The organism is Sphingomonas sp. P3_C5 (assembly GCF_056402635.1).
The window spans coordinates 280551-307099 of sequence record NZ_JBFUHA010000002.1; the positions used below are offsets into that span (position 1 = coordinate 280551).

Sequence of the window (26549 nt, forward strand, 5' to 3'; positions counted from 1 at the left end):
GCGCTTTTTGCGCGCAACTGTGTTTAAAAAGCCACGATTTCCAAGGTTTAGGCCGAATCGGACCATTCAGATGAAGGAATGAAAAAGCCGTTTGGAGAGATCTAATAGGCTTGCAAGTTCCCGGAAATTGTCACCGTGAAACGCATCGACAAACCCAAATGTGTTAGAAAAATGGAACATAGCTGCGCTGAAAACTACTCGTTCATTAACGAGATTTCATGAATCGCGCCGTGCAAGATCATACATTCCCAGGGTGAATGCCGAGAAAATGGGAGGGTGTGCAGAACTCGTGGCACGATCGGGGCGTCGCGCTCCGTGTGAAAAATGGACCTGAAAAAAACGTCATATAAATAAACGATTCTGATCGATCGCACCCACACATGGCCTCTGCATTTTTTTGCGGCTGGCGACTCGATCCGGTTCGTTCCGGGCGGGTGCTCTCCACCCGCCAGTTTGAACCGATGATGAGCCGCGTCGGTTCAGCGGGCGTCGGGCGGGAGTGAACGCCAATGCGCCGTCGGAACGGCCAGCCCGATGGCGCGTTCCCCCAAACAGACAAAACAATCGTGGAGGAATGGACATGGCGGAAATCAACAGCGACGAGAAAGTCGTCGTCGCGCGCAGCAGCATCAATGTGGCCAATATCATCGCCGCCATCGCACTGCTGATCCTGGTGATCGGGCTGCTCAGGTTCATCGGCGTCAGGATCTTCTAGGGCGCCCATAGCGAAGCGAGAATCTTAGCCGGCGCGCTTTGTGGAAGGGCGCGCCGGGGCTTCATCCCGCTGTTGCGATTAGCAAATACCGCGCCTAGTCTCGCCCCAAGGCGTGCCGTTCGGCGCGTATTTCCGCACGAGCCCCGCTCGGGGCACACCTAATAAAGGGGGATCGCCGCATGCGGCTCCGGTTCGCGCTCATCGCCACATCGTTCCTGTCTTCAGTCGCCATCGCGCAGGTGCCGCCGACGCCGGCCGCTGCGCCCACACCGAGCGCGACGCCGGCGCCGGCCGCGGCACCGGGTGGCGACATTCCCGCGAAATTCACGCCGCCGACCGCCGAGCGGGATTATGTGAAGCGCGAAGAGATGATCCCGATGCGCGACGGGACCAAACTTTACACCGTCATCGTCTATGCCAAGGGCCTGACCAACGCCCCGATCGTGCTGACGCGCACGCCCTACAACGCCAAGGGCCGAGCGAAGCGCATGGACAGCATGAGCGAGCTGTCGACGCTGACGCTCAGCGACGAGATGTTCGTGAAGGCTGGCTATATCCGCGTCTATCAGGACATCCGCGGCAAATATGGCTCCGAGGGCGATTATGTCGTCACTCGTCCGGTGATCGGCCCGCTCAACCAGACCAAGGTCGATCACACGACCGACGCCTATGACACGATCGACTGGCTGGTGAACAAGGCGAACCTGCCGCAGTCGAACGGCCGCGTCGGCATGATCGGCTCCTCCTATGAGGGCTTCACCGTGGTGATGGCGCTGCTCCATCCGCACCCGGCGTTAAAGGTGGCCGCGCCGCAAAGCCCGATGGTCGATGGCTGGATGGGCGACGACTGGTTCCATTACGGCGCCTTCCGCCTGACCAATATCGGCTGGCTCGGCAGCCAGACCGGCTACAAAGGCGAGGGCAAGGCGCCGCCTTCGGGCGGCTATGACGATTACGAGAATTTCCGGAAGATCTCCGCCGGGGACTGGGCGAAGAAGTCGGGCTACGACCAGCTCCCTTACTGGAACCGGATGGTCCAGCATCCCGCCTATGATGAATTCTGGTCGGGCCAGGCGCTCGACAAGCTGATCGCCGCCAGCCCCTCCAACGTGCCGACGCTCTGGGAGCAGGGGCTGTGGGACCAGGAGGATATGTGGGGCGCGATCAACAGCTATGAGGCGCTGGTGAAGGCTGGCCATGCCTCCAACAACTTCATCGTGATGGGCCCGTGGCGGCACAGCCAGATCAATCGCGAGGGACGGAGCCTCGGCCCGTTCAACTGGAATGGCGACACCGCCGCGCAATATCGCGAGGATATGGTGCTGCCCTTCTTCAACCAGTATCTGAAGGACGGCCCGGCGGTGACTCTGCCGGCGGCTGCGATCTACAATACCGCCCTGAACCACTGGGACCGTTTCAGCAGCTGGCCGCTCGCCTGCGCAAGCGGCTGCGCGACGCCGCTGACGCCGATCTATCTGCAGGCTGATAAGGGGCTTGGCTTCGACAAGGCCGTGGGCGGCGACGACAGCTATGTCTCCGATCCGGCCAATCCGGTGCCGCATCTGCCGCGCCCGGTGAATTTCGACGATGGCCGCTGGGGCGACTGGCTCGTGCAGGACCAGCGCTCGGTCGATGGGCGGACCGATGTGATGAGCTATGTGACGCCGGTGCTGACCAAGACGGTCAAGGTCTCGGGCGTGCCGATGGCGGACATCTTCGCCAAGACGACGGGGACGGACGGCGATTTCGTCGTGAAGCTGATCGACGTCTATCCGGACGAGGTGGCGAGCAATCCGAAGATGGGCGGCTATCAGCTCGCGATCAGCCTCGACATCTTCCGCGGGCGCTATCGTGACAGCTTCTCGAAGCCGACTGCGATCCCGGCGGGCAAGGTGCAGGAATACAAGTTCAGGCTGCCGGCCGTGAACCACGAATTCCTGCCCGGGCACCGGATCATGGTGCAGATCCAGTCGTCTTTGTTCCCGCTCTATGACCGCAACCCGCAGACTTTCGTGCCGAACATCTTCCTGGCCAAGCCGGGGGATTACAAAAAAGCCACGGTCTCGATCGAGCATGGCGGCAGTGCGCCGAGTGCGGTGTTGCTGCCGGTGGTGCCGGCTGGAGAGTGACATCCGTAATAACCTGGGACGCGACTTATACAGATGCCCGCGGGCGCTTTCCCGCGACGATCTCTACTGACGGCATGTCACTCAGGCTGTCGGTGCTCGGCGTCACATTCGCAGGCATCGGCTTTTCCCAGCTTGAACCCGCCTTCGAGACGCCTGCGGCACTGTTGGATGGTTTCGTCCTGAGCGACAGCACGACGTTCAACGGAAGGATGCTCGCAGCCTGCGAGATGGCGCTGACTATTCCGTTGCCGCTCGTCGTCGATGCCCGATCCGTGGAAGGCGCGCTTACCATCGACGTGCGTCTGAGAGAACCAGGCGAGGCAAGTTGGGCTTATGAGGCGTTGATCTTGACGCTGACGTTTGGTGACGGCCACGTCATGGTATCGAGCAGGAAAGATGTGAACCGCTCTATCTGTTTCGAGGATCATCTGCTTGCATTGATCGCCAAGTTGCCGCCTCGGGTATCAATCAAAAGCTGCTTTACCTGCCAGTATGCGGACTACAGCGTCTATGGCAGCGGACCATTTGGCTGCATGCTATGTTTCCGGAATCACAAGGCTGCATATGACCGCGTCGAAACGAAGGACGATTATCTGGAGTTTCACGATGATTACGATCGCATCGTGCAGGAAACCTGGCTCTGTCCGGACTATGCGCCGCGCCGATCCAGCGCCGGCTATCGAGGGTGGCCTGAGATTGCCTCATAAACCCTAACCTTTGCCCCGCCACCACGCGAAGGTCTCCTCCTGCAGCCCCCGCACGAATGCCAGCGCCGGAGCACCCGTCCAGGGTCCGTCATAGCCGAGCCGCATCACGCGCTGCCCGACCCACCAGCCTTGCCCCGGCAACCCATCGGATTCGCGGACGAGCAGTACCGCCAGTTCCGGCTCGCCCGCCGCGGCACCAGCTGCATCGATCGCGTCGAGCGTCTTGCACACCGCGCGCATCTTCGGGCGGGTGAAGCGGTGGCCGAGCTGCGCCAGCAGGTGCGAATAGCTGATCGGTTCGCCCGCTATCGCCGAGGCGACCAGGATGGCGCGGACGCGCGCCACATCGGCGATCGCGCTATCGGGTTGCGATGCCGGCTCGATCGGGCCGTCCATGGCGCCTTTTGTGATTGGGCGTGGCTTGCGCATGTTGCGGGCGGGCCCTCCTTGCGCCTTCGGAGATAGCATGACTGGCCGCCGGCGACAGCCTCGAGCTGTCGCGGCTTCTGGAGGTCAGAGTCCCTTGCGGCCAAAGCCGCCGGCGCGGCGGACGGGTGTCGCTGGCGGGGCAGGGGAAGCATCGGGCGCAGCGTGCGCAGCCTCGCCCGTCGCCACGTCGGGCAGCGCCGAACCCGCTGCCATCGACAGCGGCTCGCCTGCGATGACGCGGTCCAGCAGCTCCGCGAGCTCCTGCGCTGTGAACCAGCTACCGCCGGGGTATAGCTGGCAGCGCGAATCCTGTTCGTCGGCGACCATCAGGGCCATGCAGATGATCAGCGTGATGCGGTCGGCGACGTGGGCGAACTCAGTGGTGGGCGCGCCGACATTGAGATGCCACAGGTGCGGCGGCGCCGCGCCCGGCATCACGGCGTCGACCGCGTGCAATTCGGTGAAGACAATGGCCTCGAACGAGCGGCCGGAGATCAACATATGCTCGTGAAAGCGGGCAACGTCCGTTTTGCTGCCGCGATCATTCTCGCCGCATTGCCATTTATAGCCCGGAAGATGCGTGATCAGCTGCTCGCGCAACGCTGCTGTGGGGAAGAGCGCGGTCGGAAAAGGAGTGCCTCTGCTGAAGGTGATAATCGCCATACCGGCCTCTCCCTGGGCGGAGAAAAACTCTATGTCGCGAGCCTTAAAATGCGGTTACCCTTGAGGCAAAGGGAGTATGTCCATGGCCGAAGAGCGACGGTTCGAGCACGAGAATTTGGCGGGTACGATATTCCGTGATTGCGGCCTGGCGCGGTCGACGTTCGACGATGTGAATTTGTCGGAAAGCGTGTTTTCGAACGTCAATCTTCGCGGCAGCCGGTTCACCGATATCAACATGGCCGGCGTGTCGATCGAGGACGCGAATATCGAGGGGCTGACGATTTTCGGCTATGATATCCACGCGCTGATCGATGCCGAGATGGCGCGGCAAAAGGGCGGGTGACGGACGGCCGGTGCGCTGCCTGCACCGCCTCTCCTCGGTAACTCCATTGTCGTTACGGCGGCGTGCCGGTTAGGGCGGGATCCGTGACGTTTCGCCCCTCCTACGCGCTCGCGACACTCGCTGTTCTCGGCATCGAGATTGCCATTGCGCGGTTCGTTCATGATGACCTTGTTCGGCCCTATCTCGGCGACAGCCTTGCGGTGGTGGCGGTCTATCTCGCGCTGCGGACGGTGACGCCGCTGGGCGTAGTCGCCGCCGTCGCGATTGCCTTTGCCTTCGCATGCGGCATCGAGGTGGGGCAGTTCTTCCATCTCGTCGATGTGCTGGGTCTGGGGGCGAACCGGGTGGCGCGCATCGTGCTGGGAACCACGTTCGGGGTGATGGACTTTGTCGCCTATGCGGGCGGGGCTCTGTGCGTCCTGGCGATTGAGAGGGCGCGGCTGCGCTGATTGCGGGCCAAGGATCGGTGATCGGAATTTGAACGCAACCTGCGGGGCGCTTCGCGCGTCATCCTCTGCCATCCCGTGCCGGCAACGCATCTGAGGACGGATCTCATGGCAATCGAAACAATCATCTATGGCTTTGGCGAGACGAAGCTCGGCTCCATCCTGGTCGCGGCGAGCGGCGTGGGATTGGCTGCAATCCTGATCGGTGACGATCGCGGCCGGTTGCGGCGGGAGCTTGGCGAGACGCTGCCCGACGCGGAACTGGTCGAGGATCAGGCCGGGCTCGCGGAACGGATCGCCGTGGTAGAACAGCTTGTTGAGACGCCGAACACCCATCTCGGCCTCCCGCTCGACCTGCGCGGCTCCGATCTCGAGCGGGCCGTGTGGACCGCGCTCACCCGCATCCCGCCCGGCGAGACCACCAGCTATGGCGCGCTGGCCAAATCGCTCGGCATCGCGGCGACGGCGCAGGAGGTTGGGGCGGCTTGCGCTGCCAACCGCCTCGCGGTGGTGATACCTTGCCACCGGGTGGTGAAGGCCGATGGCGCGATCTCGGGCTATCGCTGGGGTGTCCAGCGCAAGCGGCGATTGATCAATATGGAGGCAGTGGCGTGAGCGATTCTGCCGCACGCGTGGCCGCGATCGACTGGGAGCGGGTTCGCGCCGATCTCGACGCGGCGGGGTTCGCCGTGCTGCCGGGGCTGCTCGCCGATGCCGAATGCGATGCGCTGGCCGCTGCCTACGGTCCGGGCGACGCATTCCGAAGTCATGTCGTGATGGCACGGCACGGCTTCGGGCGGGGCGAATATCGCTATTACAGCTATCCGTTGCCGTCGCTCATTCAGGGCTTGCGAAGCGCCTTTTACCCGCGCCTCGCGCCCATCGCGAACCGGTGGAATGAGCGGATGGGGATTGCGACCCGCTATCCGGACGATCATGCCGCCTGGCTCGATCAGTGCCATGCCGCAGGCCAGAGCCGCCCGACGCCGCTGCTGCTCCAATATGGCGAGGGTGATTATAATTGCCTCCACCAGGATATGTACGGCGATCTCGCCTTCCCGCTGCAGCTCGCGATCCTTTTGTCCGCGCCTGGTGCTGATTTCACCGGCGGCGAATTCGTGATGACTGAACAGCGCCCGCGGATGCAGACCCGCGTTGAAGTGGTGCCGCTGGGCAAGGGCGATGCAGTGGTGTTCGCGGTGAACGAGCGGCCGAGCAAGGGCGTTCGCGGCGATTATCGGGTGAAGCTGCGCCACGGTGTCAGCCGGCTGCGTTCGGGGCACCGTCACACGCTCGGTATCATCTTCCACGACGCCCGTTGAACGCGCGGGCGCGACACGCCGCGACGGAGCGAGGCTCGCGCTCGATCAGCGGTGCGCGGACATATTGACGCGCGTGCCGGGCAGGAGGAGACTCTATGTCCATGATGACGCTCAGGATATTCAGCGCGGCCCTTGTGCTGGCGGCGGGTGCGGTTTCGTGCCTGCCGGCGCAGGCCGACACCGCTTCCGCGCCTGCAAAGGCCGTGACCGACCAAGAGGTGCGCAACTATGCCGGCGCGATGGCCGCGCTGCAGCAGTTGAACAACGCGGTGGCGGCGCGCACGGCAGCCGCGACGCCGACCGAGCGCACCGCGATCGAGCAACAGGCGAATGCCGCCCGGCAGACGATCCTCGGCCGCTATGCGCTCGATCCCGCGAGCTTCAATGCGATCAGCAAGGCTGTCGAGGCCGATCCGGTCTTGGGCAACCGGGTACGCAAGGTGATGATGGACACAGTGTTGGGAGGGTAGGGGCGAGAATTCGCGCTCCTATTCGGATAATTACGAACTTGGCGGCTTCGACCAATATGGTTGAACTGAGTGGCCGACCGATTTTGGCCTCGGTATTTTCGATGGCGAGCCATTTTCCGGTGGTGGGGCAGGCCGGGTATCAGCGATGATGCCCGGCCTGTCTTTGCTCAGCGAAAGTTGCTGCACAAAAGACCCCAGATGCGAGTTGCCCCGCCAGCGGGGGGATGCTGGCGGGGCTTTTTAGCGCTGAAGCGGTGAGGGGGGACACGCCGCTTCATCCGTATAAACACGCCTGAGCGATTCCGGTTCCATCCGGGCGTGCTTGGGATCCGCCCGGATGGATTCGTCGTCAGTAGCCGGAGCGGCGGCCCTGATAGCCATCGCCGTAATAGCCGCCGCCATGGCTGCCACCGTCATTATAATAGCCGTCCCGCCCGTCGCGATCGTCCCAGCGACGGTCGCGATCGCGGTCATGCCGGTGATGACGATGGTAGTGGCGATACTGGTCGTAGCCGCGCTGATCATAATAGCCGCGGTCTTCATAATAGCCGTCGCGGCGATTGTTGCTCGAAGCGATCGCAGCACCGATGGCGAGGCCGGCGATCCCCGCGACGATCGCGGTGCCGGTGCCGTCATTGTGGCGATATCCGCCGCCGTAGCGCTGTGCTTCGGCGGGTGCCGCGACGGTCAATGCGGTGGCGCCGAGCGCCAGGGCAAGGGCGGCTTTGGTGAAAAGGGTCTTCATGTCTCGCTCCTTCATCTGCAAGGCGCGGGACGTTCCGATCGAACGCGTGGCCGTGCCGGCTTGAATGCGGTTATCGGCGAGTCGCGGTGAATGGGTCCGGAATGGGCCTTGCAGCCTCCATTCATCGTCGGGGTATGCGAGCGGCAGGGGCTGGCGCCCCGATGAACGGCCGGGCCAGCGCGAGTTCAGGAACGCTGTCGCATCTTGCGCGCTCTTGGGGGGCATCGAGGAGTAGATGCCATGACCAGTCGCTTTCGGTCGCGCCTTTGCGGGGCCAGCACCTTCACCGCCATCGCCGCGGCTCTTGCCCTGGCCGGCTGCAACCCATCCGGCTCAGTCGATCGCAGCCAATCGGCCACGCTTCCCGCATTGCCGGCGACCCTGCCTCTGGCGCCCGGCGACGTCACCGCGCCCGCTTATGCGCCAGAGGCCCAAATGCTGCCAGCAGCCCGTCCGATCCGCACCGTCCGCGTCGCTGATCCCCGCGAGAGCTACGCTTATGCGGAGGACGCGTGGGACTTCGCCGACGCGCTCGGCGATGCACCGCCGGATTACGGATTCTATTATGGCGATGCGCAGCCCTGGGCATGGCAGGGCTATGACGATTCGATCGCGTTCGTCGAACCGCTCGATGACGGCTATCGCTATTATTATTATCGCCCCGGTGCCGACACGCCCTATTTCGTGCGCGATCCCGATTACGGCTATGGCTATGACAATGGACGGCTGGCGGTAGTGTATGGCCGCGACGGCGGCCTTGTCCCTTATACCGATTACGGGCCGAGGCTCGATTACGCCTCGCGCTATTATGTCCGTGGCCGCGATCTTTATCAGGCATCGCGCCAGCGCAGGCCGGTGATCGCCGCCAATTGGGCGGCGCGGCGGGAGGCGATCGTCGATGCGCAGCGCTGGGCTGCCGCCCGTGCCTCGCAGCGTGCGTGGCAGGACTATCATCAGCGGACCGAAGCCCAGCAGGCGCAGCATTGGCGCGAGGAGCAGGCTCGCCGCCGGGCGGACGCAGTGCGCTTCGCTGCATGGCAGGGGCAGGATTTCCGGACCCCGCCGCCGCCCCGCGCAATCCMCGCCGCCTGGACAAGGGCGAAATGGGCGAAGGACCAGAACCGTTTCGCGCCGCCCGCTGCTGGCTTTGACGGCGATGCGGCGGCACGTCAGCGGGCCATGATGCAGGAGCGCGAGCGGGTCGCCCGCGCCGCGCGCGAGGGTGATCGGCAGGCTCCGGGCGCGTTCGTCTCGGGACCAGGCATCGAACGTCAGCGACCCCAGCCCCAGGAACAGCAGCGCACTGACTTCGCGCGTCAACAGGCGGTGCGTGCCCAGCAGGCGCGTGCGCTCGGCGACCAGCAACAGGCGCGGGAGCGGGACGCGGCCCGTCAGCAGCAACAGGCGCTACGTCAGCAACAACAGGCGCAGGCAAGCCAGCAGGCGGCCGCCCGCGACGCGCAGATCCGCGCGCGGCTACAGGCCGATCGCGCGGCTGGTGAACAGGCGCGGCAACGCCAGGCCAATGAACGCGGGCAGGCCCAGCGCGCTCAGGCCCAGCGTGCGCAGGCGGACATGCAGCAAAGGCGCCAGGAACAGGCACGGCAAGGCCGGGAACAGGCGCAGCAGCGGCAAGCGGCAGCTCAGGCGCAACAGCGCGCCCAAGGTCAGGCGCGGGCGCAGGAGCAGGCTATCCGCGCCCAACAGCGACAGGCAGCGCAGGCGCAGCAACGGGAGTCGGCCCAGGCGCAACGGCGCGCTCAAGGGCAGGCACGGGCGCAAGAGCACGCCGTCCAGGCACAGCAGCGACAGGCTGCTCAGGCCCAGCAACGCGCTCAGATGCAGGCGCAGGTTCAGCAGCGACAAGCTGCCCAGGCTCAGCAACGGGCCCAGATGCAGGCGCAGGTTCAGCAGCGGCAAGCAGCGCAGGCTCAGCAGCGCGCCGAGATGCAAGCGCGCCAGCGGCCGCCATCAGCGCCACCGCAGGTCCGAGCTGCGCCGGTGGCGCGTCCACAGCCCGCTGCGCCACGCGGCAATCCGGGCAATGGCGGCGGCCACAAGCACGAGCCGCACTGATCGGCCGCGCGCGCGTCGCTAGGGTAAAAGATCAGTGCGCGGCGTCGACGATGATGTCCTGAACCACGACCTTGCCGTGCCGGACCACGAAGACGTCAGTGCCCGAGACCTGCTTTGGCGTGCCGCGGAACTGCATCCAGTGGAGCAGCGCGACATCGCCGCCGAGCGGCTCCACCGTGGTTTCCATCGCGCGGATGCCGTCGATGCTGCCCTTGCCCGTGAGCACCACGAACACCTTGCGGGCATTGGCGATGCCTGAATAGACCCCCGGGCCCGTGGCGGGCTTCTGATCAGGCACCAGGCCTGGCGGGGTGATGACGACAGTATCGGCGGCATAGTCGCGCATCACCGCATCGACATTGCCTGTCTTCATCGACACGACATGGTCCTTCACGACCTGCTCGGGCGTGCGATCAGCGGCCTGAGCGGCGACTGTCCAGAACAAGGAAACGCCCGCAGCCAGCTTCACCCATGTCGCCATCTTCATCTCTCCGCCTTTTCGGGCTTTGCCCGATTTGATGTCGGCGAAAGGGATAGCTCAACCGCAGGGGCAGCACAACGGATCATATATGATATTTGAAGCGGCGCGTGTCGGATCAGCCTGATCCAGGAAACCGCACGAAATCCCCGCCGGTCGCAGCGTCGAGCATCTCGCGATAGCCGGCATAAGCCGGCGCGTCGGCGGTAATCCGGCCGATGACCGGATCGTCGCTCTCCAGCCGGGCGAGGGCGATCGGGCAGGCGACGGGGACGAGCTGCGAACCCTTGCCGACCTGCAGCGTCGTCAGCAGACCGTAGAGCGCGCCTTCGATCGTCGGGCGGCCCAGGATTACCAGCCGGTGCTGCCCCGATACATTGGTGACGAGATAGATATGGCCGGAAAGATTGGGCATCGAGACATGGCCGGCCTGCTCGAACCGCTCGTCCATGCGCTGCGATTCAGAAAAGCCGAGATGCCCGGTCTCGTCGACCCAGCGGATCGTGGTGACATAAGCGAAGATGTCGCCTGGGCTGCCGAAGCTCGGCCTGAGCGTTAGATAGCGGCCTTCGATCCACCGCACCGCGGCGCGGGCATAAGCGCCCATATTTTCGGGCGCGAGATCATTCGAGACCACAGGCGCCGGTGCAGGCCCCGGGCGCAGCGCGACCCCGAGCGCCTCCTCGAGCCGGATCGTCGTCGCGAGCGTGAAGGGGCGGGTGCCCGACAATGATTTTTCGAGCGTCGACAGGCTGATCTTCGCCATGTCGGCGAGCCCCTGACGCGAGATGCGGCGCCGCGCGAGTTGCTCACGCACGCGGTGGCCCACCTCGCGGGTCTCCGCCTCCAACAAGTCCCGATCCTGCATCCTGTACGCACTCCCCGCGCACTATCCGCACATTTCCGCAACATCCGTCAACTGGCCCGGAAAAGATCGTACAGCGCGGGCCTGAATGCCGGAAAATCGCGGGGAATGATGATGGCTGTACGGCGCTTTGCGCGCCTAACGGGAAGGCTCCTTATCGACACTGGAGCCGATCAATGTCCGCCTCTCTATTCCCCTCGAACGCCCTTTGCCTGGTCCCCGCTGCTATTCTGATGGCCGTGCCTGCCGCGATCCTGCTGCCGGCGCGATCAGCCGCCGCGGACCAGAACGCGACCGCCGACGCCGATGATGCGGGGCCCACCAGCGGCACGTTGATGCTGAGCGCCACAGGCCCCGGTGTCGCAACCGCGATGCCCGCGATCCGGCTCGGCACTGATATGGACGTGACGGTCAGCGGATCGGTCGCCCGGGTCCGCGTCACCCAGGCGTTCCGCAACACTTCGGACCGCTGGATGGAGGCGCATTATCTCTATCCGTTGCCGCAGGACGGCGCTGTCGACAGCCTCAAGATGGTGGTCGGCCAGCGCGTGATTATCGGCAAGATCGAGAAGCGCGAGGTAGCGCGGCAGATGTACGAAAAGGCGAAGGCAAGCGGCCGCAAGGCGGGGCTGGTCGAGCAGCAGCGGCCCAACATGTTCAGCACCAATGTCGCCAATGTCGGCCCCGGCGAGACGGTGCTGATCGCGATCGAATATCAGGCCCCGGTGCGGCAGGCCTCGGGCGCTTTCTCGCTCCGCCTGCCTTTGGTCGTCGCGCCGCGCTACACGCCGCCGCACGCCCAGACGACGGCGCAGGGTGTGGCGGATGCACGGGCGGTAACCTCGGCGCCGGTGCTTGACCCGAAGCTGGGTCAAACCCTCAACCCGGTTTCGATCACCGTACATCTCGCGCCGGGTTTCGCGCCTGCCAACATCATCAGCCCCTATCATCATATCTCGGTCAGCGGTCGGGGCGAGGATCGCACCATCCGGCTCTCCGACGGCACGGTGCCGGCTGACCGCGATTTCGAGCTCGACTGGCGGTCGGCTTCGGCCGACCCGACCATCGGCCTGTTCCGCGAGCACAGGGACGACGGCGACTATGTGATGGCGACGGTCGTCCCGCCCGCCGACACCGCCCGCCTTATCGTGCCGCCGCGCGAGATGGTGTTCGTGATCGACAATAGCGGGTCGATGGGCGGCAGTTCGATGGAGGAAGCCAAGGCAAGCCTGGTCCATGCCCTGTCGACGCTCAGGCCGCAGGACAAGTTCAACGTGATCCGCTTCGACGACACGATGACTCAGTTGTTCGAGCACAGCGTGCCCGCCAGCGCCGATCAGGTCGCGATCGCCACCCGTTTTGCCCAGGGTCTGCAGGCGAATGGCGGAACCGAGATGCTGCCGGCGCTCAAGGCCGCGCTCGCCGATGCCGCTGCCTCGGACGATCCCGGCATGGTCCGCCAGATCATATTCCTGACTGACGGCGAGATATCCAACGAAGCGGAGATGCTGGCGCTGCTCGGCCAGGACGGCGGGCGTTCCCATGTGTTCATGGTCGGCATTGGTTCGGCACCGAACGACTATCTCATGTCCCGCCTCGCGACGATGGGGCGCGGCACCTACACCCATGTCGGCACACCCGCCGAAGAGCCGGCGAAGATGACGTCCCTGCTCGAAACCCTGCGCCGCCCAAGCATGCAGGATGTGCGGGTGACGGTGACGGGAACCGATCTCGACCTGACGCCGAAACTGCTGCCCGATCTCTATGTCGGCGAACCGCTCGTGCTGCTCGGGCACGGGAATGCGGCGAGCGGCACGATGACGATCAGCGGCACGATCAACGGCAAGCGCTGGTCGCAGACGGTGAAGCTCGCCGATGCGATCGCGAGCCCGGCGGTGGCGAAATTATGGGCGCGTCGGCGGATCGACGATATCGAGGCGGAGCGGGCAATGAGCAAGATCGACGGCGACGCAGCGGACGCACAGATTGCGGAGATCGGCATCCAGCACGCGATCGTCACCAGCCAGACCAGCCTGGTTGCGATCGACGAGACGCCCGTGCGGCCGGCGGGCGAGACGCTCTCTCGCGAGGATCTGCCGGTGAACCTGCCAGCGGGCTGGGATTTCGACACGCTGTTTGGTGGTGCGGCGGCACAGGCGGCGCTTGCCAACAGCAATACGATGGCAGCGCGTGCCGCCGAACAGCAGGCGAAGGGGCTCGATCTGCCACAGACCGCGACTGACTTCGAGGCAACGCTGGCGAGCGGGCTGCTGATGCTGGTTATGGGGTTGGCGGGGCTTGGATGGCTCCGCCGCGGGCGGGTGGCGAAGTGATGGGTGGCGCACGCTCTTCTTCCCCTCTCCCGGCGGGAGAGGGGCAAGCTGCGCAGCAGCGCGGGGTGAGGGTGATGGGCTGCGTCACCCTCACCCTTCCGTCGCTGCGCTCCTCCCTCCCTCTCCCGCTGGGAGAGGGACGAGGGCGTCGGTTCTTTCGCGGGGCTCTGCTAGCCTTGTGCATTGCCGGTCTTGCCCAGATCGCCGCCGGCGCGATGATCCCCGTTAAGGCAGCGGTCGCGCAGATGCTGCTCGAGCGCGCCTTCGATCGCAGTGTCGCCACGGGCCATCCACAAAAGCCATGGGGCTGGGCTGACATGGCCCCCGCCGCCCGGCTGAGCGTCCCGCGATTGGGCGAGACGCGGATCGTGCTGGACACCGGATCGGGGCAGGCGATGGCATTCGGGCCGACCCTGCTGCCGGGCGCCGCCGCGCTCGGAAAGCCCGGAACCACGGTGATCGCCGCACACCGCGACACGCATTTCGCTTTCCTGAAGGATGTGCGGATTGGCGATGTGGTGCAGATCAAAGGGATCGACGGCGTGATGCACCGGTACCGCGTCACGGGCGCCGAGATCGTGCGGTGGGACCAGTTCGCCATAACCGAAGGCGAAGGCAGGGCGCTGGCGCTCGCGACCTGCTATCCGTTCGGTGCGATCGGCCACGGTCCGCTCCGCTATGTCGTCCACGCGACCGAAGTTGCCGCCGCGCCACGAGCCCGATAGAAGCGCGCTGAGCCCGCAAAGGGCAGTCGGGGGATGCATGGAACAGCAACAATCGCGCCTTGAGCTGGTCGATTCCCTGCGCGGCTTCGCGCTGATGGGATTGTTCCTGGTCCATATGGTCGAGCTGTTCGAGCTCTACTGGGTGCATCCCACACCGAGCGCAGTGCATGACTGGGTCTTCGGCCTGTTCGCGGGCAAGGCGTTCGCGCTGTTCGCTCTGTGCTTCGGCCTCAGCTTCTTCATCATCATGGATCGCGCGGCCAGGCGCGGCGTCGATTTCAGCGCGCGCTTCGCCTGGCGGCTGGTGATCCTGTTCGTCTTCGGGCTTCTCCACGGCATCGTCTATCGCGGCGATATCCTGCAGATCCTGGCGCCGATGGGGCTGCTCCTGCTGCTGTTCCATCGCATCAAGAGCCGCTCGGTCCTGCTGGTGATCGCTGCCCTGTGTTTCGCCGAACTGCCGCTGCTGATCCACGCGGGAAGTGCTTTTGCGGGTGCTGAATGGGCGCAGCGGCTGCCGCACTTCTTTGACGATTCGAGCCTGAAAATCGTGGCTGACGGTTCGCTGAGCCAGGCCTTCAACGCCAATCTGGTCGACGGTGCGCTCTCCAAATGGTGGTATTACATCGAAACCGGCCGGCTGAGCGAGATTGCCGGGCTGTTCATTATCGGCCTGTTGCTCGGCAGGATCGGTTTCTTCGCTGATCCGCGCCTGTTCGTCCTGGAGCGTCGCTTCGTGCTGGGCGGCGCTGTGCTGACCTGGATCGCGCTGTATTTCATCGGCCCAGTCTTTCTCGATCTCGCCAATCGCCTCGGCGACGCCGGGGGCTCGGCACAGCGCAATATCGGATTTGCGCTCGAGAGCTGGAGCGCATTGGCGGCGATGACGGCCCAGGTCGTCCTGTTCGTCGAACTCTATCAGACCGCCGCGCAGCCGGTCCTGAAGCTGCTCGCGCCGGTCGGGCGGATGACGCTCACCTTCTATGTGGCCCAGTCGCTTGTCTTCGTGCCGCTGTTTTACGGCTTCGGCCTCGGCATGCACAGCTGGATCAGCCAGGGTGAGGCGCTGGCGATGGGAATCGTCGCCTTTGCGCTCCAGATCGTGATCGCCCGGCTGTGGTTCCGCCACTTCCTCTACGGCCCGCTCGAATGGCTGTGGCGCGCGCTGACCAACACGACGCTCGCCATTCCCTTCGTGCGGCGCGGCCCTTCGGCTCAGCGCGCCTGACCGGAGGCAGCCCGCAAGCCTTTTTCCGAAAGACTGCGAAAGGTCACTGACCAGCGCCGCACGTCCATGGCTGCAATGCTGTGCTCCCAATCATGCCGCGCCTCGCCGCTCAGATGATAGATCGAGCGCGGCGCCAGCGGCAGCGCGGCGCGATCGAAGCCGCCTTCACGGCGGCGGCGCAGGCGCAGCGTTGCGGGGGCTTCGAGCGAGATGCCGATGACATGCTCGAACAGGGGCCGATCACGGTGCCAGCCGATCCCGGCGCCGGGATCGTAGCGGACGATCAGCGAGTGGACGAGGTCCTCAGGCGAGAGGCCAGCAAAGCGAGCCGCCCGCTCGCGCAACGAAAGCAGGAAGTCGGGGATCGGTTCGGCTGTGCTGAAGCTGCCATTGTCGAAATCATAGCGCCAGCCGAACGAAGCCGTCAGCCTTTTGCCCAGCCAGCCCTGGAAGCGGAAGGGCGTCACCTCGATTGCGTCCAGTGCCGCGATCAGGGCCTCTTCCGCGGCTGCGCTGATGATGTCAGCCGCGTACGATATCCCGGGAACGATCGGCGCGGGTGCGGGCGCGAAAAGGTCGATCTGCGTGGCTGGCATCGCGTCTATATGGGCACGGCATCCCTGAATTCACGCGGCAAACCGCTCGGCTCGCCGCGCGAATAGGTGCCGACCAATATCCCCGCCGCCAGCACCTTGCCCGCCATCGCCTCGACGATCGCGGCGCGGCCCGGGTTCGCGCCCAGCTCCGGCGTCGCCGACAGTGCGAAGAGCTGGAAGACATAGTCATGGCTGCCATGCCCGGTTGGCGGATCGGGTGGCAGCCAGCCTTCGCTCAAAAAGCTGTTGCGGCCGACATCGCGCCCGTCGGGGCCGCCATCGCCATCGCGTAGGATCGCACCCTCGGCCAGCCGGTGTTCGGCCGCCGGGATGCCCCAGACAATCGCGTGGACGAGCGGCGCAAGCGCAGGCGCGTCCGGATCTTCGACGATCAGCGCGAGGCTCTGCGTTCCCTCCGGCACCTCGCCCCAGATCAGCGGCGGCGAGACGCCGTCGCCATCCGCGGTGAAACGCTCGGGCAGGCGAGCCCCGTTCGCGAAGGCAGGGCTCGAAAGATCGATCACGGCGTCCGTCGCCAGCGCGGGATCGACCACGACCAGCCTGGCATGCCCGGCCCGGACGCGGTGCAGCATCTGGCCGAGCCACTCTGGAACATGTTCGAGCATCACCCGTCTCCTGTTTGGGTTGTCGCTGCTCAACCCGCGAACCATCCGCCGGTATCCGAGGGCCGCCAATGAAGATCGCGACGTACAATGTGAACGGCATCAACGGCCGCCTGCCCGTGCTGCTGCGCTGGCTCGGCGAGAGGCAGCCGGATGTGGTGTGCCTCCAGGAGCTCAAGGCGCCGCAGGAGAAATTCCCGCTGAGCGCGATCGAGGATGCCGGTTATCACGCGATCTGGCACGGCCAGAAGAGCTGGAACGGCGTCGCGATCCTGAGCCGCGCTGGTGCGCCGGTCGAGACGCGGCGGGGATTGCCGGGCGATCCCGACGATCTCCACAGCCGCTATATCGAAGCAGCGGTCAACGGCGTGCTCGTCGCCGGCCTGTACCTCCCCAATGGCAATCCGCGGCCCGGGCCCAAATTCGAATACAAATTGGCCTGGTTCGAGCGCCTGATCGCGCATGCCGCCGAGCTGATGGAGAGCGGAATGCCGGTGGTCATCGCCGGCGACTTCAACGTGATGCCGACCGAGCGCGACGTCTACAAGCCCGAGCGGTGGCTCGACGACGCCCTGTTCGCGCCCGAAGTGCGCGCCGCCTTCTTCCGCCTGCTCGATCAGGGGTGGCTCGACGCCCTGCGCAGCCGCCACCCGGACGAGACGATCTACACATTCTGGGACTATTTCCGGAACGCCTATGCCCGCAATGCCGGCCTTCGCATCGATCACCTGCTGCTCAGCCCCGCGCTCGCCCCGCGCCTCCTGGACGCGCAGGTCGATATGCATGTTCGCGGCTGGGAAAAGAGCAGCGACCATGCGCCGGTGTGGATCAGCCTCGCTGAAGACTGAGCTTTATATCGGGTCCTGCGGATGATGCGGGACCAGCACGAGGACGCCGTCTTCGACCCGCCATGATTTCAGCCGCGACAGGAAGTTCATGCCCAGCACATCGGTGTCGCCGAACGCCGGCGACACCACGACCGAGAGATCGCGCGCGGTGATGTCGCCGAGCCGCAGCTCCTCGATCGTCGAGGTCTGCGCTGTAATCTGGCCGTTGGCGGTGTTGAGCACGATCGGGACCAAAGCATTCTTCACTTCGAGCCCGGCAGCCGCCGCCGTATCGGTCGAGAGCGCCGTCACCGTCGCGCCGCTGTCGATCAGCATGCGGCGCTCCACACCGCCGATCCGTACGCGCGCCCAGAAATGGCCGTCGCGCGACATGCGGATCCGCACTTCCTTGCCGACCACCTCCTGGCCATCGAGCTTGAGCATCCGCGCGAACTGGCCGAGATAGGGATCGAAGCGTTCGCGCTGCCCGACCACGACCACAAGCAGCGCGATGATCGCGCCCCAGGCGGCGAATGACAGCAGCGTCTTGAACACGGGCGAACGCCGCGCGAACAGCACCGCGATCAGCAGGAAAAGCAGCACCAGATAAAGAGGGGCGTTCGGGCCCATTGCGGCAGTCATTTAGCGGTTCCATCACTCCGGACGAAGGATGGCAAGGGGTTAGCCGCGCGCGCCTGTACGAAGCCTGACCACGCGGTCCGCTCAGGTCGCGCTTCGAAACCCGCGATCCGGTGGCATCCTGTCTTGCCTAACGGTCCCTCAGGGGTAAGCTCCCGATCGGGGAGAATGCCGCATGGACGTGACCGAGCTCTTCGACATCATCGACGAGGCATTTGGCCGCAGCCGCTTCCTGCAGCATTCGCCGATCTCGCCCGACGTCTGGGAAGAATATATCGACGATTCCCACGGCCCGCTCACACCCGATCTCCGCTGCGATCTGTTGCTGACCGCCGCCAGTGGCTCGGAGCCCGGCCAGATCGCCGGCGCCCTGCGCAGCGGCATGGAAGCGATGCACCATCCGTCCGATGCCGCTGACGTCGCCGCGAACGTCAACAGCGTGGTCGCCCGGCTGACGCTTGATGAACTGATATGCTCCGCAGCGCCGCTGACCGCATGGTGGCAGGCATTGCCGCACGACCTCAAGCAGATGTCGAGCGTCAAACAGGCGCTCAGCGACCCGAATCACCGCTTTGCCAGCTCGAACGAAGTCGAGTTCTTCGCCTTCGCGGCAACCGCCGGCCTCGTGCACCTGCTGATGACCGGGCGCGGCCAGCGGCTCGTCGGCGAGCGCACCCACCCAAGGGGCCGGGGGCGATCGCCCGCAGCCCCGAGGCGGCGTCATGCCGCGCACGGCGTCAACCCTGACATCATGGAGATGCTGGGCGCCTTTGACGAACTGTGGATCGGTGTGGAGTTCATCCATGGCGCGCCAGCAAAGGCGGCGATCGACCATATCTACCCCAATCGCCGGAGCCAGCTCTCGGTCGCCTTTTCGCGGCGGACGATCAAGGCCGATGCCAGCGAGAACCTGTTCCATGCCTCGACCGCAAAGATCACCTGGGCAGTGGTGGATAGCGGGATCGACGCAACGCATGCGTGCTTTGCCACGCAAGACCCGCCCATCGCGCCCGATACCTTCTCCTCGCGCGTCTATGAAACCTATGATTTCACACGCGTGCGCTCGATCCTGAGCAACCCGGCCAAGGCTGGATTGTCGCAGAAAGTGGCGGACACTCTGCTCGACCGGCTGGGGCAGGGGCTTGGCATCGACTGGTCCCTGCTGCGCGAGGAGCTGCGCGTACCGCATGATGCCGCCTATCCCGTTCCGGTCCAGGAACATGGCACGCATGTCGCCGGCATCATCGGCGCCAACTGGCCCTGTCCGCCGGCGCCGGCCGCGGTGCTTGGCGTCTGCCCCGATATCCGGCTCCTCGATATCCGCGTGTTCGATGCCGAGGGCACGGCGGATGAATTCACCATCCTCTCGGCGCTGCAATTCCTCGGCTATCTCAACACGCTGTCTTCGGCGCTGATGGTGCACGGGGCGAATCTCAGCTTCTCGCTGGTGCACAAGGTCCGCAGCTTTGCCTGCGGGCGGACGCCGGTATGTGACGCCTGTGACCGGATGGTGAAGGACGGGATCGTCGTCGTCGCGGCGGCGGGCAATGCCGGCTATACCGGCAATAGCCGCCAGGCGAGCCTGGACGATCGCTACTCGACTGTGTCGATCACTGACCCGGGCAATGCCGAAGCTGCGATCACGGTCGGCTCGACGCACAAGATCAGCCCCTATGGTTATGGTGTCAGCTATTTCTCGAGCCGCGGGCCGACTGGGGATGGGCGGGCAAAGCCTGATATCCTCGCGCCCGGCGAGAAGATCCTCTCGGCGCTTCCCGGCAATCGCTATGGCGAGATGGACGGCACCAGCATGGCAGCCCCGCATGTCAGCGGAGCGGCGGCGATCCTGCTGGCGCGCTATCCCGAATTGATCGGCCGCCCGGCGATGGTGAAGCAGATCCTGTGCAAGACGGCCGTCGATCTCGGCCGCGAGCGGGCGTTTCAGGGCGCCGGGCTCGTCGATGTCCTCCACGCACTGCAAGCCTCCTGGCAAAGGACTGACTGATGCTGAGATTCGAAGTCCTGCAGGCGCAATATGGCGATTGCTTCCTGCTGCGCTGGGGTGACGGCGACGACACCAGGGTGGCGGTGATCGATGGCGGGCCGGCCGGGGTCTATCAGGCTTCGCTGAAGACCCGGCTCATGTTGCTCAAGCGCTCTGACCCGACCCTTGCGATCGACTGGGCAATGGTCAGCCATATCGACGACGACCATATCAATGGCCTCGTGGCGATGATGACCGAGCTGCGGAACATCGCCGACCAGAATGAGGTCCCGCCGTTTCGCGTGCGGCGCTTCTGGTTCAACGCGTTCGAGGATCTGGCCGGGGTGAAACCCGGCCACACCGCCGGATCGGTGGCTGCGGTCGCTGCGGTCGCGTCGCTCGGTGCCTTGCTGCCGGGCGGTGCGCTCAGCCATGAGACGCAGGCGGTGCTCGCAAGCGTCGGGCAGGGCAGGAATCTTCGCGACGCGCTCGATGGGCTCGGCATTTCCGACAACGCACCGATCGGCGGCTTCGTCAGCGCCACCAATGCGGCGGTGGATATAGCCGGTCTTCAAGTCACAATTGTCGGCCCGCTCGAGCAGCAACTCACTGATCTCAGGGAGAAATGGGCGAAGACGCCGCTGCCGCATGCCAAGCCGGACGCGAAGGCCGCGAGCTATGCCGATATGTCGGTGCCCAATCTTTCCAGCATCGTATGCCATGTCGCGTTCGAGACCGGCGGCGCGACCCGCACGATGCTGCTCACCGGAGACGCGCGCGGCGACTATATCCTCGATGGCCTCGAAAAGGCCGGCCTCATGCCCGGCGGCACGCTCAAGCTCGATCTCCTCAAGGTCCAGCATCACGGCAGCGACCGCGATGTAGTGAAGGCGTTCTTCGCCCAGGTGATCGCCGATCATTATGTGATCTCGGCGAACGGCAAATACAACAATCCTGACCAGGACACGCTCAGGTGGCTGATCGAGGCGCGGGGCGCCGACGCTTATACGATCCACCTGTCGAACGAGCTTGACTGGATGGCGGATTTCTTCGCGAACCTGCAGCCCGGCCATGGATTCAAGATCCACTATCGCGGGCTGCCGGCCGACAATGTTTCGATCGACGAGATCAACCTCGATTGATCGGCGGCCGGGCTCCGTGAAGCGCCAGGCTCAGCCGATCAAGCGCGGCCTGCCAATAAAGTCGCGCTTGCCGAGCGGCATGCCCTTCCAGCGCAGGATGTCGTAGGCAGTTGTCGCGTGAAAATAGAAATTGGGCTGCGAGAAGGAGAGGAGGAATTCCTCCGCGACGAAATCCATCCGCAGATCGGTCATCGCAAAGCACATCGCCTGGCCGATAAAGCCATCAACCTCGACCGGGTCGATCGCCGCCAGTGCTTCGAGCGCATCGGCGACCAGCTTTTCCAGCCCCGGCAAATCCTCAGGCCAGGCGCCGCGATCCGGGCTGAACACGCCCTTGCGCACCCCCTCGACGGCGCCGACCGAGTGGTTGACCACTGCTTTCACCTGATAGCCGAAGGGCAGCATGTCCTCGGCCAGCCGCGCGCTGACGATGTCGCTGCCAGGGATGCCCTGCTCAGCGGCAAAAGCGTCGGCCTTTTTGATCAAGGCAGCGAGCGCGGCCAGGATCTGGCGGCAGGACGGGATGGTCGCGGCGTAGAGCGAGAAGGCCATGCGGATTCCTTTGGCGAGGTGATGGATCGAAACGGCTCTTCGCATCTTGCCGGGCGCGTCGCAATCGGCGCGGGCCAACGCTGGAGTGAGCAGGCCCGAAAACGAAACTGCCGCGCCTGAAATTCCTGTTCCGCCAGCGATAACAGGGAATCTGGGGCTTACCTATGTCGGCCCCTTACAATTCAGTTCTCCTTACAAGTTTATCAGATTATCCAACTGATTGGTTCCGGGGCCCCCCTTTGCGAGATGAACGTAGAGGTCGCTGCCCTGTTTGAGCAGACCACAATTGTATTGGCCTGGTTCGATCTCGCGGAACTCCCCGCCCCACTTGACATCGGGTTGCAGACCACCGCCGCTCAATTGCTCGCCCTGACCGACAAAGAAGCGGCCAGATGGTATCCGCAACGCGAACTTTCTCATACCTTTCCTCGGCGATTCTTCAAAATAGACATTATACGAACCGTCGGAACCGACATTTAAGATCAGAGCGTTTCCTGCGTTGACTTCTGCCAATTCATCTCTTGGAATGGACCACCAATCCCCGGCGTCGTCTATCCTATGGCGCAGACATGCCGGGTCGAACATACAAATCGTTGCCGTATCCGTTGTGATCTTTACCATACCCGCTCCAATATCATTTAAAATGCCACGCTGAGACTTTCGTTTGCCGAGCAAGTGGTTGATGACTACTTTCAGCTGATAGCCGAGGGCAGCATATCATCGGCCAGCCGCGCGCTGACGATGTCGCTGCTCGGGATGCCTTGCTCGGTGGCAAAAGCATCGGCCTTTTTGAGCAAGGCCGCGAGCGCGGTCAGGACGATGCCGTTGAATCGCGCTCGTACGCCTGTCGGGTGGAATATAGCAAAAATGACGACCAGAAGACGAATAATGTCGTTAATATGAAGATGATCCACATCACCCACGTCACAAAGAAGCCGATAGAGAAAGACCAAACCACGACATATGATAGAGAGGAAAGTGCAGATATGATCGCAGTTGGCATTCGGCCGAGTTTGAAAGCCATCCTGCATATGAATAGCGGTATAAGCATTGCAGCAGGGTACAGAGTAAATAAATTGAATACTAATACGAATGCGAAGCTCGCTACGATGGCATCAAGCGGTGTAGGGGAGCTGTAGAGTCCGTAATATTCCGGATTGGCGGAATATTTCAATATTAAACAATAGGATATCGATAATATCACCGAACTGAAAGCAGCTTCCAGGACCTTTTGCGCAACATATCCCGGGATGAGGCCTTTGCTTCTTATATTTTCGGCAAATGTCATGACGGTCCCCCAAAATTCTATAACGTAGAAACAGTGATATCGTTTTGTCTCTGCAGTTCGTTCGCGGCCTCCGTCATCATCCTCATTTCTTTGGTCATTTGATTGCCCATGGCAATCCTGTCCTTGATGTTGGCAAAATCGATGGGCCTGCCCAAGCTCCGCCGGGTCGCGTCTGCAGCGCGATGTATCGATTCATCTGTGATGCTGTTGGCAAGAGATTTCCACCCCGTCACATTGGCATTTCTGTTTATTCCCGCGATGACGTCATCATATAAGGGCTTGTTGCTTTTCCGCAGGCTGTCCAGCCTGGCTTGAATGAATTGCTGTTCGTCGACAACCAGCTTGCTATCCAGAGCAGGGCCGCGCTCGGGGATTTTACCCGCTAATATTCTGGCGATCTGGCCGTCGTTGAAGGCGGCGATAGCCTGGCTGAGCTTCTCGCTATAGGCCCGGACCTGAGGGTCGAGGTCAGCCAGCCCTCCATAAGGCGCATCCATATTGGCGAGATTGGCCGTCATCTTGGCAACGGACTTGAAATAATAACTGTCGTGATCGCCCGCATTTTCCAGCCGGGTCTGAAGTTCCCAATAATGCTTGGAGCGCTTGACATAGGGTGACCAGAAATCGAGTGGCCGGAAATCGACCTGCTGCAGCGCCGGGTCTTCCTGGGCCGCTTCGACCAGTTTCGGCTGACTGCCCATGCCGTTGATGGCCTTCGGGTCAGCCGGCGTGAACGCAGAGCGCCAGTATGTGGCGCTCTGCGCATGTGGAGCATCGAAAACTGTCCGGCCATCGGGGAGTCGCGATGCCGGAAGGGCTTCGTCCGTGGCGGTAGCGCCGTGTGGGTCGCCGTGCTGATCGGGGCCCTGGTCGCGTGCGCCTGAGCTATCGTTGACCGTTGCCGCCGCCTCGGCTGGTTGCGGCGCATGTGTCTGGGCGGCGATCGCGCTACGCTCGAGTTCATGCTCTGTCCTGATGGCGTGACCGACATACGCATTGACTTCGTCATAGGTCGCGGCACGGGTGCCGCCGGTCACGACGTCGAGGTCCTGCATCGCCCGGCTGAGCACACGCATGAACATGTTGCCGCCGCGCACGCTTTTTGCCCCAACCGGCGCGGCGGGCGCAGGGATGGTGCCGGGCGCGGATGTGGGTGCCGGCGCCTCGGCATCGTCGGCGTCGGTAACGGGCTCGATCGGATCTGGTTCGGCCGAGGGCTCTGCTGGAATTTCGGAAGTTGGCACCGCTGATGGGTCAGTAGCCGACGAGGCGGTTTCAGTCTCAGGCGCCGGCGCGACGTCGGGCGGCTGTATGTCGTCGATCGGATATGGTGGTTGGCTTGCCATTCACGCGTCCTTGAGTGGGGGCGCTGGCTAACCATGGAATGTCTTGTGGTTGAATCGAGGCAAGGCGCCGCAATGCCCTTCGGACCCAGTCACGGGCCGCAAGCTGCAGGCAAGCCTGTACAAGGGATTACCAGCGCATTCAGCAACCAGTGCGGCGGAAACGCGTATTTTCCCTCTCGCCCGATCCCCGGGCGGAAAGGAAAGGACGATGAGGATTCCCCATATCTTCGCCGCAACCGGCCTTGTGGTTGCCGCGATGACTGCGAGCACGAGCGCAGAGGCGCAACGTTGGCATGGCGATGGCGGCCGTGGCTGGCACGATGATCGCGGATGGAATGGCGATCGTGGCTGGCGCGGTGACCGCGGCTGGCATGGCGATCGCGGCTGGCGCGGCGACCGTGGATACGGCTATCGCGGCTATTGGCACAGACCATATTGGCGGCATGCCGATTATGGCTGGCGCTACCGCTGCTGGACTGAGTGGCGCTGGCATCACCGCGTGCGCATCTGCCGCTGAGCCTTTAAGCACATTCGGGGCGGCGGCTGCGGTCGCCGCCCGTCTTTCCATTCGAATTCAATTGCTTGAGCGCCCACTTCGGGCCTGCTGTGCCTGGATGTCAGTGTCTACCTGTACAATGTTCTGTACAGACAGAAAACTGTCAGGACCCTCATGACATTTCCAACGGCGCGTTACCGCCGGCGCTGCCGTGATCCTTTGGATTTTCGGAGTTCCGCCTCTTCGCGCGGGACCTGGTGTCGCAACAGGCCGAGAAAGCTCGGTGTCTCTGGCGAATGGATGTCCGCCACCAACCAGTGACCGCGCGAGCGGATCAGATCGACCGTAAAGCGCCCGGTCTTTTCGTTCCGCAGCATCACCGTGACGACCGCTCCGGTCGTGCGGCTCGCCGCCACGCTGATGCTGACGATCCGGTAATTCGGCGCGGTATCCTGGCAGTCGCAGAACATTATGCCGTCGATGACGCCGACATCCCCACTCGCCCGAGACCAGGCGGCGTCGCGATCGACCAGATTCTTCAGCTCAGGCGCATAGTGCACCGCCGCATAGTCGAAGCGCCCGGGAATGGCGCGATAGACGCGCTCGACATAGGATTTAGCCGCCTTGAGCTCGGCGGGTGTCGCCGCTCCGGCGGGTACGGCGGAGGCCAGCGCGCCGGCCAATAACCCGCTCAGTGTCAGGAATTTTCGCATGCCACTTCCCCTTCCGAATGCTCCGGCGGAATCTATCGCAGATGCGCCGTGGCAAAGCGACAGCGCGGCGACTGGCATAGGAAAAATCCTAGACAAGTTGGATTCAAGTGATCAGAACAAATAAAGAACATTGCACGGAGTCGCGCACATCCATGGAACGCACCACGCTCGACAGCCCGGAATGCGTTAAGGGCTGCTCGCCCTGTTATCTTGATTGCGCGCTCTGCCGCGTCACGATGCTATCGCTGTCTCGCGAAATCGAGCGGCTGCTGCGCGAGCAGCCACCTTTAGCGCATCCGGGCTGGCCTGACTGGCAGACGGCGCTCCTAGCAGCTCGAGACCATATGACAGCGCTTCGGCTAAGGCTCGCCGCGATTGATCCGTCAGCTTTCCCGGGGGCGCGAGCGGGAGCAGGGCATCGAGGATCGGCTCGAGTGTCTCTGCATTAGGGGTTTGCGCCGCGCCTTCGAGCCCGAAATGCTCGACCATGATCTTCATCTCGTCGATCGTCACCTGGCGCTTGCCGGCGAAGATCTCGGCGATCCGCGAGGAGGGGAGTTCGAGCAGGCGCGAGAGCTTCGCGTTGGTTGTCAGCCCCTGCGCCTTGAGGCGGTTGAGCTCAGTGAGAAGCGCTTTGGATCCAAGCATCAGGGCCGCCAATTCCGGTTT

The 26549-nt window shown here is 63.8% G+C and carries 30 protein-coding genes; 16 read left to right on the top strand and 14 right to left on the bottom strand.

The window, feature by feature from the left end; translation table 11 throughout:
* Positions 1 to 580 precede the first annotated feature (580 nt).
* The 3 genes from AC1DVS_RS07515 to AC1DVS_RS07525 all read left to right on the top strand — a co-directional run bounded on the left by AC1DVS_RS07515 (position 581) and on the right by AC1DVS_RS07525 (position 3551).
* Positions 581 to 715, top strand: a complete 135-nt coding sequence (locus AC1DVS_RS07515; protein WP_478021732.1) for a hypothetical protein — start codon at positions 581 to 583, stop codon at positions 713 to 715.
* A 179-nt stretch (positions 716 to 894) separates the two neighbouring features.
* Positions 895 to 2844 (top strand): CocE/NonD family hydrolase, encoded by a 1950-nt coding sequence (locus AC1DVS_RS07520; RefSeq protein ID WP_478021733.1) that lies wholly within the window; start codon positions 895 to 897, stop codon positions 2842 to 2844.
* Entirely contained in the window at positions 2841 to 3551 is a 711-nt protein-coding gene (locus AC1DVS_RS07525; protein ID WP_478021735.1) for a DUF6304 family protein, read from the top strand. The genes AC1DVS_RS07520 and AC1DVS_RS07525 overlap by 4 nt, the downstream gene beginning before the upstream one ends.
* Positions 3552 to 3554: 3 nt before the next feature.
* Here the strand turns inward: AC1DVS_RS07525 and AC1DVS_RS07530 are convergent, their stop codons facing one another.
* Together AC1DVS_RS07530 and AC1DVS_RS07535 are read right to left on the bottom strand one after the other, a co-directional pair.
* A complete protein-coding gene (locus AC1DVS_RS07530) occupies positions 3555 to 3980 on the bottom strand; it encodes a ribose-phosphate pyrophosphokinase (protein ID WP_478021736.1) in 426 nt (141 codons plus the stop codon).
* Positions 3981 to 4064: 84 nt separating this feature from the next.
* Positions 4065 to 4643 (bottom strand): hypothetical protein, encoded by a 579-nt coding sequence (locus AC1DVS_RS07535; RefSeq protein ID WP_478021737.1) that lies wholly within the window; start codon positions 4641 to 4643, stop codon positions 4065 to 4067.
* 82 nt (positions 4644 to 4725) lie between these two features.
* On the opposite strand from AC1DVS_RS07535, the gene AC1DVS_RS07540 reads away from it, so the two are divergent.
* The 5 genes from AC1DVS_RS07540 to AC1DVS_RS07560 all read left to right on the top strand — a co-directional run bounded on the left by AC1DVS_RS07540 (position 4726) and on the right by AC1DVS_RS07560 (position 7224).
* Complete coding sequence (locus AC1DVS_RS07540) at positions 4726 to 4986, top strand: pentapeptide repeat-containing protein (protein WP_478021738.1); 261 nt, start codon at positions 4726 to 4728, stop codon at positions 4984 to 4986.
* 83 nt (positions 4987 to 5069) lie between these two features.
* On the top strand, positions 5070 to 5435 hold the full coding sequence (locus AC1DVS_RS07545) for a ribosomal maturation YjgA family protein (RefSeq protein ID WP_478021739.1): 366 nt from the start codon (positions 5070 to 5072) through the stop codon (positions 5433 to 5435).
* Positions 5436 to 5540: 105 nt separating this feature from the next.
* Positions 5541 to 6047, top strand: a complete 507-nt coding sequence (locus AC1DVS_RS07550) for a methylated-DNA--[protein]-cysteine S-methyltransferase (RefSeq protein ID WP_478021740.1) — start codon at positions 5541 to 5543, stop codon at positions 6045 to 6047.
* Complete coding sequence (locus tag AC1DVS_RS07555) at positions 6044 to 6754, top strand: 2OG-Fe(II) oxygenase (RefSeq protein ID WP_478021742.1); 711 nt, start codon at positions 6044 to 6046, stop codon at positions 6752 to 6754. The genes AC1DVS_RS07550 and AC1DVS_RS07555 overlap by 4 nt, the downstream gene beginning before the upstream one ends.
* Before the next feature lie 95 nt (positions 6755 to 6849).
* Positions 6850 to 7224: a DUF4168 domain-containing protein gene (locus AC1DVS_RS07560; protein WP_478021743.1), complete on the top strand. Its 375-nt coding sequence runs from the start codon at positions 6850 to 6852 to the stop codon at positions 7222 to 7224.
* 349 nt (positions 7225 to 7573) lie between these two features.
* Here AC1DVS_RS07560 and AC1DVS_RS07565 read toward each other — a convergent pair whose 3' ends face one another.
* Positions 7574 to 7969, bottom strand: a complete 396-nt coding sequence (locus AC1DVS_RS07565) for a hypothetical protein (protein ID WP_478021744.1) — start codon at positions 7967 to 7969, stop codon at positions 7574 to 7576.
* 240 nt (positions 7970 to 8209) lie between these two features.
* Between AC1DVS_RS07565 and AC1DVS_RS07570 the strand changes: the two genes are divergently transcribed.
* Positions 8210 to 10045 carry a hypothetical protein gene (locus AC1DVS_RS07570; protein WP_478021746.1) on the top strand — a complete coding sequence of 612 codons (1836 nt, stop codon included), beginning with the start codon at positions 8210 to 8212 and terminating at the stop codon, positions 10043 to 10045.
* Positions 10046 to 10076: 31 nt separating this feature from the next.
* On the opposite strand, the gene AC1DVS_RS07575 is transcribed toward AC1DVS_RS07570, so the two are convergent.
* Both AC1DVS_RS07575 and AC1DVS_RS07580 read right to left on the bottom strand, forming a co-directional pair.
* Complete coding sequence (locus AC1DVS_RS07575; protein ID WP_478021747.1) at positions 10077 to 10532, bottom strand: nuclear transport factor 2 family protein; 456 nt, start codon at positions 10530 to 10532, stop codon at positions 10077 to 10079.
* Between the two features lie 109 nt (positions 10533 to 10641).
* Entirely contained in the window at positions 10642 to 11391 is a 750-nt protein-coding gene (locus AC1DVS_RS07580) for a helix-turn-helix domain-containing protein (protein WP_478021749.1), read from the bottom strand.
* Positions 11392 to 11621: 230 nt separating this feature from the next.
* Between AC1DVS_RS07580 and AC1DVS_RS07585 the strand changes: the two genes are divergently transcribed.
* The 3 genes from AC1DVS_RS07585 (at position 11622) to AC1DVS_RS07595 (ending at position 15674) form a co-directional block, all read left to right on the top strand.
* Positions 11622 to 13721, top strand: a complete 2100-nt coding sequence (locus AC1DVS_RS07585) for a marine proteobacterial sortase target protein (protein WP_478021751.1) — start codon at positions 11622 to 11624, stop codon at positions 13719 to 13721.
* 176 nt (positions 13722 to 13897) lie between these two features.
* Positions 13898 to 14446, top strand: coding sequence for a class GN sortase (locus AC1DVS_RS07590; protein ID WP_478021753.1), 549 nt, complete (start codon positions 13898 to 13900; stop codon positions 14444 to 14446).
* A 37-nt stretch (positions 14447 to 14483) separates the two neighbouring features.
* Entirely contained in the window at positions 14484 to 15674 is a 1191-nt protein-coding gene (locus AC1DVS_RS07595) for a DUF418 domain-containing protein (protein ID WP_478021755.1), read from the top strand.
* On the opposite strand, the gene AC1DVS_RS07600 is transcribed toward AC1DVS_RS07595, so the two are convergent.
* Both AC1DVS_RS07600 and AC1DVS_RS07605 read right to left on the bottom strand, forming a co-directional pair.
* On the bottom strand, positions 15662 to 16270 hold the full coding sequence (locus AC1DVS_RS07600; protein ID WP_478021757.1) for an alpha-ketoglutarate-dependent dioxygenase AlkB: 609 nt from the start codon (positions 16268 to 16270) through the stop codon (positions 15662 to 15664). The two genes, AC1DVS_RS07595 and AC1DVS_RS07600, sit on opposite strands and share 13 nt — an antisense overlap.
* A gap of 5 nt (positions 16271 to 16275) precedes the next feature.
* A complete protein-coding gene (locus AC1DVS_RS07605; RefSeq protein WP_478021759.1) occupies positions 16276 to 16896 on the bottom strand; it encodes a YbhB/YbcL family Raf kinase inhibitor-like protein in 621 nt (206 codons plus the stop codon).
* A gap of 68 nt (positions 16897 to 16964) precedes the next feature.
* Between AC1DVS_RS07605 and xth the strand changes: the two genes are divergently transcribed.
* Complete coding sequence (gene xth / locus AC1DVS_RS07610; protein ID WP_478021761.1) at positions 16965 to 17741, top strand: exodeoxyribonuclease III; 777 nt, start codon at positions 16965 to 16967, stop codon at positions 17739 to 17741.
* A gap of 3 nt (positions 17742 to 17744) precedes the next feature.
* On the opposite strand, the gene AC1DVS_RS07615 is transcribed toward xth, so the two are convergent.
* Positions 17745 to 18362: a retropepsin-like aspartic protease family protein gene (locus AC1DVS_RS07615; protein WP_478021763.1), complete on the bottom strand. Its 618-nt coding sequence runs from the start codon at positions 18360 to 18362 to the stop codon at positions 17745 to 17747.
* 172 nt (positions 18363 to 18534) lie between these two features.
* Between AC1DVS_RS07615 and AC1DVS_RS07620 the strand changes: the two genes are divergently transcribed.
* Complete coding sequence (locus AC1DVS_RS07620) at positions 18535 to 20364, top strand: S8 family peptidase (RefSeq protein WP_478021764.1); 1830 nt, start codon at positions 18535 to 18537, stop codon at positions 20362 to 20364.
* Positions 20364 to 21485 carry a ComEC/Rec2 family competence protein gene (locus AC1DVS_RS07625; RefSeq protein ID WP_478021766.1) on the top strand — a complete coding sequence of 374 codons (1122 nt, stop codon included), beginning with the start codon at positions 20364 to 20366 and terminating at the stop codon, positions 21483 to 21485. The genes AC1DVS_RS07620 and AC1DVS_RS07625 overlap by 1 nt, the downstream gene beginning before the upstream one ends.
* Positions 21486 to 21515: 30 nt before the next feature.
* Here the strand turns inward: AC1DVS_RS07625 and AC1DVS_RS07630 are convergent, their stop codons facing one another.
* From AC1DVS_RS07630 to AC1DVS_RS07645, 4 genes are all read right to left on the bottom strand, one after another.
* Entirely contained in the window at positions 21516 to 22082 is a 567-nt protein-coding gene (locus AC1DVS_RS07630) for a DUF1993 family protein (protein WP_478021768.1), read from the bottom strand.
* 147 nt (positions 22083 to 22229) lie between these two features.
* Positions 22230 to 22658, bottom strand: coding sequence for a DUF6386 family protein (locus tag AC1DVS_RS07635; protein WP_478021769.1), 429 nt, complete (start codon positions 22656 to 22658; stop codon positions 22230 to 22232).
* A 71-nt stretch (positions 22659 to 22729) separates the two neighbouring features.
* A complete protein-coding gene (locus AC1DVS_RS07640) occupies positions 22730 to 22960 on the bottom strand; it encodes a DUF1993 family protein (protein WP_478021771.1) in 231 nt (76 codons plus the stop codon).
* A gap of 382 nt (positions 22961 to 23342) precedes the next feature.
* The gene (locus AC1DVS_RS07645; RefSeq protein WP_478021773.1) at positions 23343 to 24671 is read right to left on the bottom strand and encodes a hypothetical protein; all 1329 of its coding nucleotides are present in this window, start codon (positions 24669 to 24671) and stop codon (positions 23343 to 23345) included.
* 208 nt (positions 24672 to 24879) lie between these two features.
* Between AC1DVS_RS07645 and AC1DVS_RS07650 the strand changes: the two genes are divergently transcribed.
* Positions 24880 to 25188, top strand: coding sequence for a hypothetical protein (locus AC1DVS_RS07650; protein WP_478021774.1), 309 nt, complete (start codon positions 24880 to 24882; stop codon positions 25186 to 25188).
* A 173-nt stretch (positions 25189 to 25361) separates the two neighbouring features.
* Here the strand turns inward: AC1DVS_RS07650 and AC1DVS_RS07655 are convergent, their stop codons facing one another.
* Entirely contained in the window at positions 25362 to 25880 is a 519-nt protein-coding gene (locus AC1DVS_RS07655; RefSeq protein WP_478021776.1) for a DUF3828 domain-containing protein, read from the bottom strand.
* 231 nt (positions 25881 to 26111) lie between these two features.
* Complete coding sequence (locus AC1DVS_RS07660) at positions 26112 to 26528, bottom strand: hypothetical protein (RefSeq protein WP_478021777.1); 417 nt, start codon at positions 26526 to 26528, stop codon at positions 26112 to 26114.
* Positions 26529 to 26549 lie beyond the last annotated feature (21 nt).

What these genes read in the sequence shown, in the direction of transcription:
- xth (WP_478021761.1), top strand. Translation starts at nt 16,965, where the DNA reads ATGAAGATCGCGACGTACAATGTGAACGGCATCAACGGCCGCCTGCCC.
- AC1DVS_RS07580 (WP_478021749.1), bottom strand. Translation starts at nt 11,391, where the DNA reads ATGCAGGATCGGGACTTGTTGGAGGCGGAGACCCGCGAGGTGGGCCAC.
- AC1DVS_RS07585 (WP_478021751.1), top strand. Translation starts at nt 11,622, where the DNA reads ATGGCCGTGCCTGCCGCGATCCTGCTGCCGGCGCGATCAGCCGCCGCG.
- AC1DVS_RS07565 (WP_478021744.1), bottom strand. Translation starts at nt 7,969, where the DNA reads ATGAAGACCCTTTTCACCAAAGCCGCCCTTGCCCTGGCGCTCGGCGCC.
- AC1DVS_RS07645 (WP_478021773.1), bottom strand. Translation starts at nt 24,671, where the DNA reads ATGGCAAGCCAACCACCATATCCGATCGACGACATACAGCCGCCCGAC.
- AC1DVS_RS07630 (WP_478021768.1), bottom strand. Translation starts at nt 22,082, where the DNA reads ATGCGAAGAGCCGTTTCGATCCATCACCTCGCCAAAGGAATCCGCATG.
- AC1DVS_RS07595 (WP_478021755.1), top strand. Translation starts at nt 14,484, where the DNA reads ATGGAACAGCAACAATCGCGCCTTGAGCTGGTCGATTCCCTGCGCGGC.
- AC1DVS_RS07635 (WP_478021769.1), bottom strand. Translation starts at nt 22,658, where the DNA reads ATGGTAAAGATCACAACGGATACGGCAACGATTTGTATGTTCGACCCG.
- AC1DVS_RS07575 (WP_478021747.1), bottom strand. Translation starts at nt 10,532, where the DNA reads ATGAAGATGGCGACATGGGTGAAGCTGGCTGCGGGCGTTTCCTTGTTC.
- AC1DVS_RS07620 (WP_478021764.1), top strand. Translation starts at nt 18,535, where the DNA reads ATGGACGTGACCGAGCTCTTCGACATCATCGACGAGGCATTTGGCCGC.
- AC1DVS_RS07550 (WP_478021740.1), top strand. Translation starts at nt 5,541, where the DNA reads ATGGCAATCGAAACAATCATCTATGGCTTTGGCGAGACGAAGCTCGGC.
- AC1DVS_RS07660 (WP_478021777.1), bottom strand. Translation starts at nt 26,528, where the DNA reads ATGCTTGGATCCAAAGCGCTTCTCACTGAGCTCAACCGCCTCAAGGCG.
- AC1DVS_RS07605 (WP_478021759.1), bottom strand. Translation starts at nt 16,896, where the DNA reads ATGCTCGAACATGTTCCAGAGTGGCTCGGCCAGATGCTGCACCGCGTC.
- AC1DVS_RS07650 (WP_478021774.1), top strand. Translation starts at nt 24,880, where the DNA reads ATGAGGATTCCCCATATCTTCGCCGCAACCGGCCTTGTGGTTGCCGCG.
- AC1DVS_RS07530 (WP_478021736.1), bottom strand. Translation starts at nt 3,980, where the DNA reads ATGCGCAAGCCACGCCCAATCACAAAAGGCGCCATGGACGGCCCGATC.
- AC1DVS_RS07540 (WP_478021738.1), top strand. Translation starts at nt 4,726, where the DNA reads ATGGCCGAAGAGCGACGGTTCGAGCACGAGAATTTGGCGGGTACGATA.
- AC1DVS_RS07600 (WP_478021757.1), bottom strand. Translation starts at nt 16,270, where the DNA reads ATGCCAGCCACGCAGATCGACCTTTTCGCGCCCGCACCCGCGCCGATC.
- AC1DVS_RS07655 (WP_478021776.1), bottom strand. Translation starts at nt 25,880, where the DNA reads ATGCGAAAATTCCTGACACTGAGCGGGTTATTGGCCGGCGCGCTGGCC.
- AC1DVS_RS07535 (WP_478021737.1), bottom strand. Translation starts at nt 4,643, where the DNA reads ATGGCGATTATCACCTTCAGCAGAGGCACTCCTTTTCCGACCGCGCTC.
- AC1DVS_RS07625 (WP_478021766.1), top strand. Translation starts at nt 20,364, where the DNA reads ATGCTGAGATTCGAAGTCCTGCAGGCGCAATATGGCGATTGCTTCCTG.
- AC1DVS_RS07520 (WP_478021733.1), top strand. Translation starts at nt 895, where the DNA reads ATGCGGCTCCGGTTCGCGCTCATCGCCACATCGTTCCTGTCTTCAGTC.
- AC1DVS_RS07615 (WP_478021763.1), bottom strand. Translation starts at nt 18,362, where the DNA reads ATGACTGCCGCAATGGGCCCGAACGCCCCTCTTTATCTGGTGCTGCTT.
- AC1DVS_RS07515 (WP_478021732.1), top strand. Translation starts at nt 581, where the DNA reads ATGGCGGAAATCAACAGCGACGAGAAAGTCGTCGTCGCGCGCAGCAGC.
- AC1DVS_RS07560 (WP_478021743.1), top strand. Translation starts at nt 6,850, where the DNA reads ATGTCCATGATGACGCTCAGGATATTCAGCGCGGCCCTTGTGCTGGCG.